Origin of the sequence: Nostoc sp. CENA543, assembly GCF_002896875.1 — a bacterium.
Taxonomy (GTDB): domain Bacteria; phylum Cyanobacteriota; class Cyanobacteriia; order Cyanobacteriales; family Nostocaceae; genus Trichormus.
In genome coordinates this window covers 3,694,169-3,708,948 of the sequence record NZ_CP023278.1, presented here as the reverse complement: position 1 = coordinate 3,708,948, position 14,780 = coordinate 3,694,169, and the positions used below count along the sequence as shown (strand labels likewise).

Below are 14,780 nucleotides of genomic sequence, written 5' to 3'. Positions count from 1 at the left end.
ATTAATGGTGTGCTTTCCTATGAAATTGAATCAGTTATTCAGATTAGCAGTCATTGCTGTTTTAACAGCATTTAGCTTTGTATCTACAAGCAATACAGCCTTAGCCGACTATTTAAGTAGTGAAGGTATGGGAGGTAAATATCGTTATGAACTATGGCAGAGTGATAATAATACTTATTATTTAAAAATTTGGTTACAAGATGCGTCATCAGGTAGTAGACCATACACAACTACTAGTGAATTTTCCTCAAGCAGAGACGCATTAATTTATTTTGATTGCAATTACGCTAAAAGAGATTTACCGGAATGTTCTTGAACCAGTGAAATAGAAATCACCGAATTTTTCGATAATTCGGTGATTTTTTGCGGAATATTTCTTGTTCGTGCCTGTAATATTGTTTCAAGATTCTGGAACAGCCAAAAAATCTAGACTTTTAATCCAAAATCCAAAATCCAAAATCCAAAATTGTTACAGCTACCGCCAATCTTCCCAATTTTGATTAAAAATAGAGGTATCAGGAAAAGCCGTAGGATTGCCATTCTTCTCTAATAGACGTTTCAAGGCTTGCAGTTGGGGTTCTGGCTTTGGTAAATCATCTACTAATTCGTAAGGTGCGACGTTATTTTTGAGGGCGAAAGCGGTAACAGTTCCCGCCGCCGCACCAGCAGACCATTCAAAGGAGTGAACCCGATAAGCCGCCGCCGCAATGTGACTAGTAGCAATACTTTTACCACCAACAATTAAATTGTCCACTTTTTGAGGAATCATCGCTCTCAGCGCAATTTGGAAGGGATAAGCCTGTCCGCCGCCGCGTCTTTCTCCAGCACGTTCTGTGTTACCTGCGGCTTCTGGGGGACTTTTTGTCATACAAGGATGAAAGTCAATGGCGTAGTGACCAATACCCACCGCATCGGGGAAAATAGTAGAACGAGTCCGCCGCATCACTTGATCTGGCTTAATTTGACCAGAAATTACTGATGTTGCTTCCAAACCAGCCAAAGCAGCTTTGAGTTGGCGATACATACTCGCTGGCAGGGTTTTGCGGTAATATTCATCGTTGTAGTTACGGCGAGAAATATCAATCTCCCAAATTGTAAAACCTCCTGGTTGTCCCCAACTGGGGCGGCCGATAATGCGCCTTCCTTCCCGCATATAGGGATATTTCGATAAGCCATGTACTGTCCCCATCGGGGAATCTAAACCAGATAAAAAGCGGTTATTGGTTTGTTGCTTTTTCACACCCTTTCCTAATTGGGAATCGGTTGTGCCGGCGACTAGCCAATAATAGTACGATAAAGCGTGTTCTTCGGCTTTGCGGAAAGTTTCTGTTCTGAGTCCACCCATCCAACCGCCGGGTTTTAACTGTCCTGTGGCTTGTAACTGTTGACGAGTGTAGACTAAATTATCTTTAGCCGTTCCAGGGCGGTAGTCATTACCCCAAGTCCAGTTTTGCATGGATATATCTCCTGGGGTGGGAGCAGTAAAATTAACGCCTCTAAAACTGGTTGGTTGTCCTTGGTTGGGACTCCAGATGCGACGATAGGTAAATACTAGGTCAAAATTGGCCAACCGTTCCAACTCATAGCTAAAGTAGGGAGAGTATTGCAGATAAAAAGGCGGCATTTTTTGCGGTTGAGGTTCTTTTGTCGCCTCCATTGCAAAGGTGTAGGTGAAGCCTTGGGTGCAGTAGGGATCATTACTAGTGCTGGAAGATGAAGGTTCTAGGAAGGAACGCCCATCTATACCTAAGCGGTAGGGGACATCCGCTAAAGCAATAATTTCTCCGGTTTCGCTAGCGTCTACCACATACCAGGGAATCTTGCTTTTACTTTGTCTAGGAACGAAGCGAATAATAGTTTTAGTAAAGCGAGACGAATTGTTATAGCGATACGCGTCTTCTATAGTTTGTGATAGGGGCAAAGTGTTGAGGGGTGGCGCGCCTTGAGCTGGCTGATGTTGAATAGCGATCGCCCCAGTAATTAACTGTCCATCTGTACTAGTATCATTCTTAGAGATAGTCAGTTCTTTAATTACCGTATTGGGAAACCATTCTAACTTCCCTTTACCCCGTTTTTCCGCATCCTTGAGCATCTGCACCAGAATGGTATGTGCATCACGCGGTAGAAAACAGGAATCACTCACCCAACAGTCTCCAGGGTTGAGTTTACCGTATTTTTTTTGAATGCGATTGCGTAATTCTAAATAACCACGAGAATAGAACTGACGACTGCGTTGAGTAGGTCGTTCATCTAATGCAGATGTTCCCTGTGAAGAAATTTGTCCTCCCAACCAGTCAGTAATTTCCGTTAAGCAAACCCTTTTTCCGGCTAACAAACCCTCATAAGCTGTAGCTACGCCAGAAAGTCCACCACCAGCAACTAAAATCTCACAATCAATAGTCTTATCTGGGCTTCTGGGTGGGGCGGCGATGATAGCGGAATGTGGTAAGAGGTAGCCAGAGATTAAGGTCAGACTCATCATTGAGGCTACTTTTTGTCTACGCTTCATGGTTTGAGAACTATTACTATTTCTACTAGTCAGCCAACTTGTAGACGTTACCATTCCGAGAATGTTCATGGCAAGGATGGGGGACTAGTAAAGGCAAAAGGTAAAAGTAAAAAGACAGAAGAAGATGCTTTTGCCTTTTCTGGGGTTTGTGAGGAGGAAAATTGATGAGGACTGATTGACTTAAATCATTTTTGATAGATTATATTTTTAAACTTACCTGAAAATAAGCGGTTTATTTTACCCCATTCCCTATTCCCTATTCCCTTGTTATGAGTCTTTTTTGTTTAGTTCACGGTGCATTCCAAGGTAGTTGGTGTTGGGATTTACTCATTCCCCACTTAGAAGCACAGGGTCACAAAACAGTAGCAATGGATTTACCAATTGAAAATGCCTCTGCTACTTTGTCGCAATTTGCAGATACAGTAATTCAAGCACTGCCAAAAACTGATGATGATATTGTCCTAGTTGGTCACTCAATGGCTGGGACTATAGTTCCTTTGGTTGCAGAAGCGGTGCAAGTGCGTCAACTAGTGTTTGTGGCTACGCTGATTCCGTCTCCTGGCGTTAGTACACTCGACCAATTTGCTCATAATTTTGATGCTGAGACGCTCAAATCCTTAAATTACCAGCCAAAAGACCCTAGTCAACTGGAAAAATTTCATTCTGAACCGAATATGTATGAGCCAGCTTCGCTAGGAAGAGATTTTACTGACGAAGCCGTATTAATGGATTTGTTCTTGCATGATTGTCAACCGGATGTAGCACAGTGGGCAATCTCTAAAAGTCGTTCGCAACAATCTATGGCTTATATTTATGAAACGAATCCTCTCAAAGCATTGCCTTCAGTTGAGCGTAAATATATTGTCTGTACCAAAGATAGAATAATATCTCCGGTATGGTCACGCTACGCTGCACGCCAGCGTTTAGGGGTTGATGCTATTGAGCTAGATTCTGGACATTGCCCACATTTATCTTGTCCTGAGCTTTTGGCCTCAATATTAACTGGAGAAGGGAAATAGGGAACAGGAAACAGAAAGACAATGTTAAGCGGTTACAACCATAAGTTGCATATTCCTAAACTCAAACTGCGATCGCTATCAATCCTAGCAGTCCACCCGACTATAGAACATCACCCCACCAACGTGAATAACTCATTTCTGTTATAGATTAGGAGATAAGCACACCGCAAAATACTGACAACACATCAGGATGGTTGTGATGAAGAGCCAGAACCAATTGATATTATCCTTAGTTGTGAAAAGCGTCCTAGTCTTTTCTCCCTTGCTGTTGTCTGCTGAGATCAGCAACGGACAATCTACACCATCCATCTATTCTCAGCATAGTCTCACCCAAAATCAAACACTAGCCCAAGTCCCAACGCAAAAGCGGGTGTTAGAGTCTGAACTAAGTCGGACAACTATCTTGCTGAATATTTGTTTAGTAATTTTGAGCTTATTTCCAGTAGCAATAATTGCTTTATTTTGGCTACTGCGACGGGTGGCTATCCGTGAAATTGTGGATAGAGCTATGTCGCATTTAGAAGGTGTGGAAAAACTAGAAGGACAATTAACTTTAGTCAAGCAAGATGCAGAAAATCTCATCCAAGAAGCTAAAGGAATTACCCGCGCTTTAGAAAGGGAAGCCGAAAACCTACAGCAAAAAATTAAAACCGAGCAAGATAATTTATCTTTTGTAACATCAGAAATATTGCAAGCTAAGATTGATAACCTAGCTAAAATTGCCGCCGAAGTCGCAACTTTTCAAGAAAAAATTGAGCATTTGTTATCTGAGTCTGTAAGTCAATTAACTCAATTAGAGTTGGAAGTCCAAGACAAGAAAGATATAAGCATAGCAAATATAGAAAAAAATGAGTCAGAGTTTGTCAATCATCTGACTGAGTTACAAAAAAATACAACTAGCCAGCAAAACCTAATTTTCAACGATTTAGAAATATCCAAGTTAGAGTTTAATACTCAGTTAGGGAATTTATATACCGATACGCAGGTACAGCAAAATAATATCATTACGATTTTAAATAATTTACAGTCAGAATTTGGTGTGCAATTAGCTGCATTACAAGCAGATGTACAGCAACACAAAGATATCAAACTAGAAAATCTCCAAGCAATAGTTAGTGAATTTCAAACTCAAGTATTAGGATTAACAACAGATACCCAAAGACAAAAAGATAGTTTGTGGGAGAATTTAAATAATATACAAGCAGAGTTTACACAGCAGTTAGCTAATTCTCAGTCAGAAGTTAACAGCCAAAAAGAGCAAGTTTTACAAAATATTCAAGAGTTAGAAAACCTATTAAAAGCACAGATATCAGCATCACAATCACAAATTCAGCAGGAATTAAGAAAACTACAATCAGAGTTTGCATCTAAGTTGGCTGAACTGCAAACAGATGCTCAAAACCGCCAAGGACAAATTCTCGAAGATTTAGAAAAATCAGGTTCAGAGTTTGTTTCACAGTTTTCTGAGTTGCAATTTAATGCCCAACAACAGAAATTATTAATTTTAGAAAAACTAGAAAAACTAGAAACAGAATTTGTATCACAATTATCTGAATTACAATTAGATGCTCAACAGCGTAAGAATATAATTTTACAAGAATTAGCGGAAGCTAAACCCGCAGTCATTAACATACAAGAACCATCACCAGAACCTCAACCGCCACGGGAAAATAATCAACCAAAATTGACATTTGATGATTATATAGTGCAGGGAGATAACTTATTTGCACAAAAACAATATGAAGAGGCGATCGCAGCTTACGAGCAAGCGGTAAAACTCAAACCCGATGATGCTATAATCTGGTTTAAATGTGGGCTGACCTTCGCTAGATTACGACGTTATAAACAAGCGATCGCTTCCTACAACCGCGCCATTAAAATTCAACCAGATTACCATCAAGCATGGTGCGATCGCGGTGTGGCTTTCGGTTATTTACAGCGACATCAAGAAGCCTTTAAATCTTTTGATCAAGCTACGCAAATTAAACCAGAAGATGCTACAGCTTGGCTAAATCGTGGTTTAGCATTAATTGAGTTAGAACAATATGAAGACGCAATCAAATCTTTTGACGAAGCTTTAAAATCTCAACCTGAATCTCCCAAAATTTGGGATAAACGCGGTTACACTCTTGTCAGATTAGGCAAAGATGAAGAAGCAATCAATTCTTTTGATAAGTCACTAGCAATTAAACCAGATTATGCCAGTGCTTTCTATAATAAAGCCGCCTGTTATGCACTACAAAGACAAGCCAATTTAGCGATAGAAAATCTGCAACAAGCAATTAATCTCAATCCCAGATATCAAGAAGACGCTGCCAATGATATCGATTTTGACGATATCGCTGATAATGAAGAATTTCAAAAACTGATTAGAGGAATCGGGAATGGGGAATCGGGAATCGGGAATGGGGAATCGGAGACAAGGTAGACGAGGTAGATTTTACTTTAAATGCCCAATACCCAAAATTCTTTAATTTTGAATTTTGAATTTTGAATTTTGAATTGGTTAGCCCAATTCCCAATTCCCTTGAATTATTTAATCCTTTCCACGTCCTCTACTGCTTTAGGAACACCATCTGTTAGCACTTCATGTCCTGTGGGTGTAACTAACACATCATCTTCAATGCGAATTCCAATACCTATCCATCGGGGATCTGTTTCTGGTTGGTCTTCGGCGAGTTTGGTGTCTGGTACTATATAAATCCCTGGTTCTACTGTCAAAACTTGCCCAGGTTGCAAAATCTGCGGTTTGCCTTCGCCATGTTGGTAAACACCGACATCATGCACATCTAAGCCTAGCCAGTGGCTGGTACGGTGCATATAGTATGGTTTGTATTTCTCTTCCTCAATGAGTTTATCCACTTCACCCTTGAGAATACCCAATTCTACCAGACCTTCCGTTAAAACACGGACAGCAGCATCATGAACTGAGCTAAAAGTATTACCTGGTTGGACTTGGGCGATCGCTTGTTTTTGGGCTGCTAAAACGATCTCATATAATGCCTTCTGCTCTGGTGTAAATTTACCACCTACCGGAAATGTTCTGGTGATATCAGAGTTGTAATAACCATAAGCACAACCAGCATCAATTAGTAACAGGTCATTTTCCTGCATCTGTCGATTATTTTCAATGTAATGTAAGACACAGGCATTAACACCAGAAGCCACAATCGAAGGATAAGCAGGCCCCATCCCACCCCGCAGGCGAAATATGCGTTCTATTTCTGCTTGAATTTCATATTCATAACGCCCAGGTTTAGCGATCGCCATTGCTTGATTATGTGCTTCAATGGCGATGGCTGCTGCTTGACGCATCATTTCTAATTCTGCTTCGCTTTTGATTAATCTCATGCTATGCAGAATTGTACTAGTATCTTCGATAGCAGTTGGCCCTGTTCCCCGTCGCGGATAAGTCCGCAGCAAATTTTGGTAATGATTGAGAACTTTATCGTTAAAGTGGCGATCGCGTCCCAAATGATAATAAATGCGATCGGCTTTTTCTAAATATTGGGGTAATTTCTCATCTAGTTCGGTGATGGGGTGAGCTTCATCTGCACCATACAGTTCTTTAGCCGCTTCCACACCACAACGATAACCAGTCCAAACCTCTTTTTCTCTCTCCTTGGGTTGCACAAACAACACAAAGCGATGTTCTTGATGATGAGGTGCTAACACCGCCACTGCCTCTGGTTCATTAAAGCCAGTTAAGTAAAAAAAATCACTATCTTGACGGTAATTGTATTCGACATCGTTGTGCATAACTGCCATTGGCGCACTACGGAAAATAGCTGTACCATTACCAATTTTGCTCATTAACTGTTCACGACGCTGCCGATATTCTAATTGCATAGGTGAAATCTATTGGCGATTTATAGTATAGTATTACACTTCTAACAACTAAAGTTAATAGTTGCTAGTTGAAGTTATTCTAACTAATCTTGACTTTACCTTCAGTACCTTTGCCAAAAACCAGGTAGATATTTTACTCATACTCCCGCTTGCAAAATAATTTATTTCTCGAATTCTTGAAGCAGTTGATATTTTTAACAATATCACCTGTCACTTTTGGAGCAATTTATCAAATAAAGATTTTCTGTTTATCATAAACAGTTTATTTTAAAAAATAAAGTAACAAACAAACATTTATCAATATTGTGCTGATTTCATCAAGCATTACTAACATAATGATTTGATAATTAGAAACTCGATACATTTTCAATATCTTTTCTGTTGTAACAATATACATAATTCATTTATTTTATTGGTAAAGCATGACAAAAGAAGTGATTAACCATCATTTCTGTTCAAATAAAACTATTCCTCAAATAGAAAAGTCATGTATTGATAGCTATGTCTTTGAACGATGATTTTTATAAAAAACAAATGTTATCGACAAATAAAATTTTTCTAAGAAAATGTTATTTAGAAACAGAATTATCTCTAGCTCAAGAGTTAAAACTTGAATAGCAAACAGTCATAAAAACATACTATGCCGAGCGAACAAGATAGCGCATTTGATATATCTTTGGCAAAGTCACAAAGCCTTCTGACTTCTTCTCAAACTCAATCGGATTTTAATATTGCATTACCCAGCAGTTATGCTAGTTCTTCTTCTATAGAGTCAGATTTAGGAAGCATCATATCCCCCACTAACAGTGCTAACCCAAATCCCAATCCTTATTTAACTAGTGCTGCAATTACTCCTGACTTTAACGGTGATGGTAAAGCCGATAGAGTTTGGGTAAATACTCAAACAGGTGAGATTCTAGTCCGTCTCATGGATGGTGCGACAACCGTACAAGAAGCTTCTCTAGGTCAATATGATTTGACCACCTGGAGTTATGAGATTGCTGATTTCAACAACGATAACAAAACAGACTTCTTGTTGCGTAATAACGCCACAGGTGAAAATGCGATCGCACTCATGGATGGAACAAGAGTCTCTAACTTCGTCTATTTAGAAAAAGTTGATGCAGGTTGGACAGCTAGCATTGGCGACTTCAACGGCGATCGCAAAACAGATATCTACTGGCATAATGCCACCAGTGGCCAGAACGCTATCTGGACAATGGATGGTACAACAGTTACCAGTGCCAATGTTCTAGACACAACAGCTGTAGGTTTAACTCCCACTATCGTTGACTTTGACGGTAACGGTAAGAGTGATATTTTCTGGCGTAACCCCACAACCGGCGAAAATAGCGTCTGGTTCATGGATGGTTCTCAAGCCACCAAATATGATCTCCAAGCTCAAGATTCATCTTGGGGTTACACCCTGGGAGACTTCAACGGTGACCTCAGAACTGATATCCTCTGGCGCAACACCGCCACCGGCGAGAACAAGATTTGGACAATGAACGGTATCTTCGTCACCGAAGGTACTGTTAAGACCCTTGACTCATCCTGGACAGCCAACATTGGCGACTTCAACGGTGATGGTAAGACAGACATCTTCTGGCACAATCAAACCACAGGCGAAAACACAGCTTGGTTAATGGATGGTACCAGCGTTAGCAGTGAAGCCTTCCTCCCCAGCAATAGTGCAGCCGTGTCTCCATACCTTGGTGATTACAACGGTGATGGTAAGACAGACCTCTACTGGCGTGATCAAACAACCGGTACAGACACAATTTGGATTATGGACGGTACTAGAGCCACTGAAACCCCCGTCGCTAATCCCTTGACTCCAGAATGGTATACCGGCTGATAAACAAGGCAAAGGGTAAAAGGTAAAAGATTCTTTTGCCTTTTACTAATCCCCGTTGGGGGGGTGTAGGGGTTTGGGGGTGTAGGGGGAAGAAAAAGCCGCCAACCTAACCCTTGAGTTAAAAGCCCCACTCCCTGAGACAACCCAACCATGCTGGGATCTTTTTCAATCCCAGCCCAACACCTAAACCCTTAAACCCTTAAACCCCTACACCCCTAGTGAACTTATTTCTTCTCCCCATTTTGCAGACAGTGAGGTTAAAATCACTAGACAAGGTTTAAATCTACAGTGGAATTATGAAGACTGCTGAAAAGCTAGCTGCTGGTTGGCTCATAACACTTGGATTCACGTTTTTGATTTCCTCTGTCTCTGCGGTAGTGGAAAGGAATTCCATGTTCAAACCCATTTCCCCAGGCGAAAATGAAGAGTTGGTGCGTGAATATTTCAATAGAGAAAGAGCATCTTTATTAAACGCCACTGCCACACAAGGTTTAATTTTTGGTTTACCCACTGTGATTTTAGGTTCATGGCTAGCTTGGGGGCTATATCAGCAAAGTAAAAACGAGAAAAAAATCCTTCAGCAACAAGTGAGCGATCGCCTACAATCTACTTTTTATCAGATGATTCAACAAAATGATGGGCGCATCACCGTTTTAGGCTTCGCGATGCAGTCACAACTCCCTGCAACAACAGCGAGAAAATTTTTAGACGAAAAAGCTCAAGAGTTCAACGCGAATTTTAAAGTCAGCGAAGAAGGCTCAGTATCATATTATTTTGATCTCTAGATAAGAAACAGGGAATAGGGAATAGGGAATGGAGAATAGAGCCTAAAACTAATGACTATTGACTAATGACTATTGACTAACAACTAATGACTAATTCTTTTCAAAGCAACTTGACGCAGATTTTTGTGTGCATAGCTGCCATTTTTGGTGGTTTGTCGGTGGCGGCTGGTGCTTTCGCTTCCCATGCGCTGAGAGAAAAAGTTAGTGAGCGATCGCTAGAAATTTTCGATGTGGGTGCGCGTTATCAAATGTATCATGCTCTGGCTTTGTTGCTAGTAGCTGTGTTAATCAGTCGGACATCATCACCACCAGCTACTTTGATAGCTAGCGGCTGGCTTTTGATTATTGGTACAGTTATTTTTTCTGGTAGCTTGTATGCTCTGAGCCTGACTGGAATTAAAATCCTCGGTGCAATTACACCCTTTGGTGGAGTCGCCTTTATTTTAGCCTGGGGTGCTTTGGCGATCGCCGCCTGGAAGTTACGTTTTATCTAGATTTAATCAAAAACGCTAGCGCGCAGCGTACTGCATTGAAAGGGTCTCGCTTCTGACCCTTTCAATTTTTTTGAGCATTTGGAGATGGAAATTTAAGATGCGATTGTTTAATATCAAACCTCAAATTTTCTTCCGTATTCCTAACTAAAAATACTTCCGCATTTCTACTAATTCGCAAATTTACAATACTTTCAAAACTTAATTCATATTAGACGTTATTTCAAATCTATACTTGGGCAATATAAATATATTGATTTCTGCATATATAGAAATCCAATACCATTCCTGGCGGTTGGGTGTCAACCTCAACAAATATCTGGGTTTGTGGTTTAGTTTTCGACTGCCTCAATTTCAAACATCAAAGCTAATAATTATAGTTATGGTGTTATGAAAGTCAGAAAAATATTGAATTTATCAGTAATTTTTATGGTTTTCTCCCTCAAAAAACGTGCTTTTTTTTATATTTGCTTGAGTATTGTGAGCCTATTTTTAGTGGTTGCACCTGCTAGATCATCTATGCCAGCAGCCACAAATTATGCTTCTACTTACAACGCAAAAGCAATTACATCTGAGAATGGTAATTGGTTAGAACAGGGAAGAAACCTCTACCGTTCAGGACGGTTTACAGAAGCAGCAACAGCATGGCAAGCATCTGTGCAGCATTATCATAGTCAAGGCGATCGCCTCAACGAAGCTTTGAGTCTCAGTTACCTTTCATTAGTCCAACAAGAACTCAACCAATGGGAAGCAGCTCAACAGTCGAGTCAGCAAAGCCTGAAAATTTTGCAGACGATTCCTGCTGATGCCATCGTTTGGGCGCAAGTCCTCAATACTCAAGCCAATTTACAATTACGCACAGGCAAAGCAGAAACAGCCTTAACCAGTTGGCAACAAGCACAAAAATATTATGAACAAGCTGGCGATCAAATAGGCAGTTTAGGTACTCAAATCAACCAGGCACAAGCTTTACAAAGTTTGGGATTTTATCGCCGATCGCAACAACAACTAGAGGCTTTAACCCAAAAGCTAGCAGCCATGCCAGATTCAGAAATTAAAGTCAGTGGATTGCGATCACTGGGTTTAGCTCTACACGCCATTGGTGATCAAAAAAGCCAAATTGTTTTAGAGCAAAGTTTAGCCACAGCTCAAAAAACTGGGGCTAAAACCGAACTAAGTTCCATCCTCTCCAGTTTAGGTAAAGTCGCTTCCGATTTCCGAGACCCAGAATCCGCACTCAATTACTTTGAAGATGCACAAGCTGCCGCTACCAACCCGAATGAAGCTCTGCAAGCGAATTTAGCTCGATTCAAATTGTTGGTAGATTACGACAAACTAGAGTATGCCATCCCTGTGGCTCCGCAACTATACCAACAGTTGTCAGAATTACCGCCTAGTCATAGTTCCTTGTATGCAGCAATCAATTTTGTTGCCACTTTAAATCGACTAGAAAACTCTGACCAAGTTTTACCTCGTCAAGATGCCGCTAAACTCATGGCTGAGACAGTAAAATCTGCCCAAAAACTAGAGGATGCTCCCGCACAAGCTTACGCCTTGTATCAGTGGGGACAACTCTACAGTCGCACCAAGCAGTGGTCAGAGGCACAGACCCTAGCTCAAAAATCCCTGCACATTGCCAGACAAATCGCCGCCGACGATATCATTGCTCAATCAGCATGGCAGGTAGGACAGTTGTATCAGCAACAAGGCGATCGCCCAGCTGCAATTGCCGCCTATACTGAAGCAGTCAAGTCATTGAAAGCACTGCGTGGTGATATGGCGGCTGTAAATCCCGATGTGCAGTTTTCTTTCCGTGAAAGTGTCGAACCAGTCTATCGAGAATTAGTAGGTTTACTACTAGATGCACAACCCACCCAAAAAGAATTAACACAAGCGAGAGAATTAATTGAGTCACTGCAAATCGCCGAACTAGATAACTTTTTCCGAGAAGCTTGTTTAGATAAAGCCCAGCAAATTGACCAAGTTGACCCCACCGCCACGGTAGTTTATCCCATTATTCTGCCGGATCGCCTAGCGGTGATTCTCTCCCAAGCAGGACAACCCTTACGTTACTATGCAACTCGCAAATCTCAAGCTGAAATCGAGCAAACAATCGACAATTTCTTAGTTGCCCTCAACCCAGTTTCTAACTCCCAAGACAGAGAGCGTTTATCCCAACAAATATATGATTGGTTGATTCGCCCTGCACAACAAGAACAGGCTCTGAAAAATACCAAAACATTGGTGTTTGTTTTGGATGGTAAGTTGCGGAACATCCCCATCGCTGCACTATCTGACGGTCAACAATATCTGATCGAAAAATATGCTGTAGCCTTATCTCCAGGATTGCAACTCATGGCTGCCCAATCCCTCCAGCAATCTCATATTGATGCCATTGTTGGTGGTATTAGTCAATCACGTCATGGTTTTAGTGCTTTACCTGCGGTGGAATCGGAAGTCAAACGCATTTCCAAAACAGTCGCCTCAGCAACTTTACTGAATCAAAAATTTACCAATCAAGCCCTTGCTGATCGTGTCAAATCTAGTGGAGCTAATGTTGTTCACTTAGCTACCCACGGACAGTTTAGCTCTCGTTTGGAAGATACCTTCTTACTAACTTGGGATGGAAGAGTCAGTGTACAAGAATTATCCGAACTCCTGAAAAATCGTAGTGGTAATTCATCAAAAGCGATCGAATTATTAGTATTAAGTGCCTGTGATACGGCAACTGGAGATGATCGCGCCGTTTTAGGACTAGCAGGTTTAGCCATCAAATCCGGTGCGCGCTCAACCATTGCTACTCTTTGGCCAGTCAAAGACAAAGCCGCAGAAATGCTGATGACGCGCTTTTATGACTATCTGAATAATTCCCAACTGACAAAAGCCGAAGCCTTACGACAAGCCCAAATCAATTTGATTCGACAAACTGACTTCCGTGAGCCTTTCTTTTGGTCAGCATTTGTACTAGTTGGCAACTGGAGTTAACTTGTGTAATTTCACTTAGGCTATTGGGAATATCTTGCAGAAAATTTTACCTTATTGTCGCCAAAGTGGTTTATATTGCTAGTAGCCATTGATTCCTTTCAATGTTGGCGCAATAGATTGTTTAAGCTTCTTCCCCACAATCAGATCAATTTCCATATCTCATTTCATCTAGAGAGGCTGATCATCATGAAATTTCGAGGTTTAGCTAGTGCCTTGAGCGTCATCGCTGTGCTAGCTAGTGGTACATGGAGCAGTGTCTACGCTGTGACATTCACACCACCAAGCACCAATAATGCTCCCAGACAATCTACAGGGGGAGCTTCTCGTGGTAACTTCTTTAACCCTGTGCCGGGGAAGGGCGCGCCCAAACAAACAACGGGCGGTGCTTCCAGAGGCAATCTATTCACACCTGTAGCGAGTAAAGGTGCGCCCAGACAAACAACAGGCGGTGCTTCTAGAGGTAATCTATTCACACCTGTGGATGGAAAAGGTGCGCCCAGACAAGCAACAGGCGGTGCTTCTAGAGGTAATCTATTCACACCTGTAGCTGGTAAAGGCACACCCAGACAAGCAACAGGCGGTGCTTCTAGAGGTGATCTATTTACACCTGTGGATGGGAAAGGCGCACCCACACAAGCAAGTGGGGGAGCATCACGCGTTGGGACTTATTACCTAAATCCCTCAACTGTGAGTTCAGCAGGCCCAGCCGCCTTAATTGCACTCCTACCCCAAAACTTCTACGGTACCACAGTATCAGAACGTCCCACGATTTTGGTTCATATCCCAGCCTCTGGTGCTAAGGAAGCTGTGTTTAGCTTGAAAGATGAACAAGGTAATACACAGTATCAAACGACCATTTCCATTGATGGGCAATCTGGAATAGTGGGAGTTAAATTACCCGCAGAAGCACCAACTTTAGCTGTTGGGAAAAACTACCAATGGTTCTTGGCAGTCAAAGTTGACGGGCAACTCAGTCCCAGCACGCCTTATGTTGATGGTTGGATTCAGCGTATCCAACCAAGTGCTGAATTAGCCACAGCAATGCAGGAAAAAGATCCTCTGAAACGGGCAGCAGCATTTGGAAAACATGGTGTTTGGTATGACTGTGTCACCACACTCGCCGGAGTGTACAGTCAGCAAAATAGCAATGTGGCTCTGACTAAGCAATGGGAAGAATTACTTTCTTCCGTGAGCTTACAAGAGATTGTGAAAGCTCCTGTTTTAGTAGCTGCTAACTAAATTGCTCCAGCAATTAGAACTCAATGTTGGTGGAGTTTGATTCCA

11 protein-coding genes are annotated in these 14,780 nt (G+C 41.5%); 9 read left to right on the top strand and 2 right to left on the bottom strand.

Annotation, left to right across the window (positions count from 1 at the left end; translation table 11 throughout):
• Window positions 1–19 precede the first annotated feature (19 nt).
• Window positions 20–316: a hypothetical protein gene (locus CLI64_RS15280; protein WP_103138011.1), complete on the top strand. Its 297-nt coding sequence runs from the start codon at window positions 20–22 to the stop codon at window positions 314–316.
• Window positions 317–475: 159 nt separating this feature from the next.
• Here CLI64_RS15280 and CLI64_RS15275 read toward each other — a convergent pair whose 3' ends face one another.
• Entirely contained in the window at window positions 476–2,509 is a 2,034-nt protein-coding gene (locus tag CLI64_RS15275) for an FAD-dependent oxidoreductase (RefSeq protein WP_103138010.1), read from the bottom strand.
• A gap of 269 nt (window positions 2,510–2,778) precedes the next feature.
• Between CLI64_RS15275 and CLI64_RS15270 the strand changes: the two genes are divergently transcribed.
• Genes CLI64_RS15270 through CLI64_RS15265 form a run of 3 tightly spaced genes read left to right on the top strand, consistent with a single transcriptional unit; the run spans window position 2,779 to window position 5,956 of the window.
• Window positions 2,779–3,528 carry an alpha/beta fold hydrolase gene (locus CLI64_RS15270; RefSeq protein ID WP_103138009.1) on the top strand — a complete coding sequence of 250 codons (750 nt, stop codon included), beginning with the start codon at window positions 2,779–2,781 and terminating at the stop codon, window positions 3,526–3,528.
• A 21-nt stretch (window positions 3,529–3,549) separates the two neighbouring features.
• Window positions 3,550–3,675, top strand: coding sequence for a hypothetical protein (locus tag CLI64_RS31960; RefSeq protein ID WP_264082452.1), 126 nt, complete (start codon window positions 3,550–3,552; stop codon window positions 3,673–3,675).
• Between the two features lie 52 nt (window positions 3,676–3,727).
• Window positions 3,728–5,956 carry a tetratricopeptide repeat protein gene (locus CLI64_RS15265; RefSeq protein ID WP_103140750.1) on the top strand — a complete coding sequence of 743 codons (2,229 nt, stop codon included), beginning with the start codon at window positions 3,728–3,730 and terminating at the stop codon, window positions 5,954–5,956.
• Between the two features lie 104 nt (window positions 5,957–6,060).
• Here the strand turns inward: CLI64_RS15265 and CLI64_RS15260 are convergent, their stop codons facing one another.
• Window positions 6,061–7,377 (bottom strand): aminopeptidase P N-terminal domain-containing protein, encoded by a 1,317-nt coding sequence (locus tag CLI64_RS15260; protein WP_103138008.1) that lies wholly within the window; start codon window positions 7,375–7,377, stop codon window positions 6,061–6,063.
• A gap of 640 nt (window positions 7,378–8,017) precedes the next feature.
• On the opposite strand from CLI64_RS15260, the gene CLI64_RS15255 reads away from it, so the two are divergent.
• The 5 genes from CLI64_RS15255 to CLI64_RS15235 all read left to right on the top strand — a co-directional run bounded on the left by CLI64_RS15255 (window position 8,018) and on the right by CLI64_RS15235 (window position 14,735).
• Complete coding sequence (locus tag CLI64_RS15255; protein WP_103138007.1) at window positions 8,018–9,235, top strand: VCBS repeat-containing protein; 1,218 nt, start codon at window positions 8,018–8,020, stop codon at window positions 9,233–9,235.
• Window positions 9,236–9,531: 296 nt separating this feature from the next.
• Window positions 9,532–10,020 (top strand): hypothetical protein, encoded by a 489-nt coding sequence (locus CLI64_RS15250; RefSeq protein WP_103138006.1) that lies wholly within the window; start codon window positions 9,532–9,534, stop codon window positions 10,018–10,020.
• A 110-nt stretch (window positions 10,021–10,130) separates the two neighbouring features.
• Window positions 10,131–10,514: a DUF423 domain-containing protein gene (locus tag CLI64_RS15245; protein ID WP_103140749.1), complete on the top strand. Its 384-nt coding sequence runs from the start codon at window positions 10,131–10,133 to the stop codon at window positions 10,512–10,514.
• A 516-nt stretch (window positions 10,515–11,030) separates the two neighbouring features.
• The gene (locus CLI64_RS15240; RefSeq protein ID WP_374703973.1) at window positions 11,031–13,496 is read left to right on the top strand and encodes a CHAT domain-containing protein; all 2,466 of its coding nucleotides are present in this window, start codon (window positions 11,031–11,033) and stop codon (window positions 13,494–13,496) included.
• 186 nt (window positions 13,497–13,682) lie between these two features.
• Window positions 13,683–14,735 carry a DUF928 domain-containing protein gene (locus tag CLI64_RS15235; RefSeq protein WP_103138005.1) on the top strand — a complete coding sequence of 351 codons (1,053 nt, stop codon included), beginning with the start codon at window positions 13,683–13,685 and terminating at the stop codon, window positions 14,733–14,735.
• Window positions 14,736–14,780 lie beyond the last annotated feature (45 nt).

Excerpts from the sequence above, each read along its gene's own strand:
- CLI64_RS15250 (WP_103138006.1), top strand. The coding sequence starts at position 9,532 with ATGAAGACTGCTGAAAAGCTAGCTGCTGGTTGGCTCATAACACTTGGA.
- CLI64_RS15270 (WP_103138009.1), top strand. The coding sequence starts at position 2,779 with ATGAGTCTTTTTTGTTTAGTTCACGGTGCATTCCAAGGTAGTTGGTGT.
- CLI64_RS15255 (WP_103138007.1), top strand. The coding sequence starts at position 8,018 with ATGCCGAGCGAACAAGATAGCGCATTTGATATATCTTTGGCAAAGTCA.
- CLI64_RS15275 (WP_103138010.1), bottom strand. The coding sequence starts at position 2,509 with ATGAAGCGTAGACAAAAAGTAGCCTCAATGATGAGTCTGACCTTAATC.
- CLI64_RS15280 (WP_103138011.1), top strand. The coding sequence starts at position 20 with ATGAAATTGAATCAGTTATTCAGATTAGCAGTCATTGCTGTTTTAACA.
- CLI64_RS15265 (WP_103140750.1), top strand. The coding sequence starts at position 3,728 with ATGAAGAGCCAGAACCAATTGATATTATCCTTAGTTGTGAAAAGCGTC.
- CLI64_RS31960 (WP_264082452.1), top strand. The coding sequence starts at position 3,550 with ATGTTAAGCGGTTACAACCATAAGTTGCATATTCCTAAACTCAAACTG.
- CLI64_RS15260 (WP_103138008.1), bottom strand. The coding sequence starts at position 7,377 with ATGCAATTAGAATATCGGCAGCGTCGTGAACAGTTAATGAGCAAAATT.
- CLI64_RS15235 (WP_103138005.1), top strand. The coding sequence starts at position 13,683 with ATGAAATTTCGAGGTTTAGCTAGTGCCTTGAGCGTCATCGCTGTGCTA.
- CLI64_RS15240 (WP_374703973.1), top strand. The coding sequence starts at position 11,031 with ATGCCAGCAGCCACAAATTATGCTTCTACTTACAACGCAAAAGCAATT.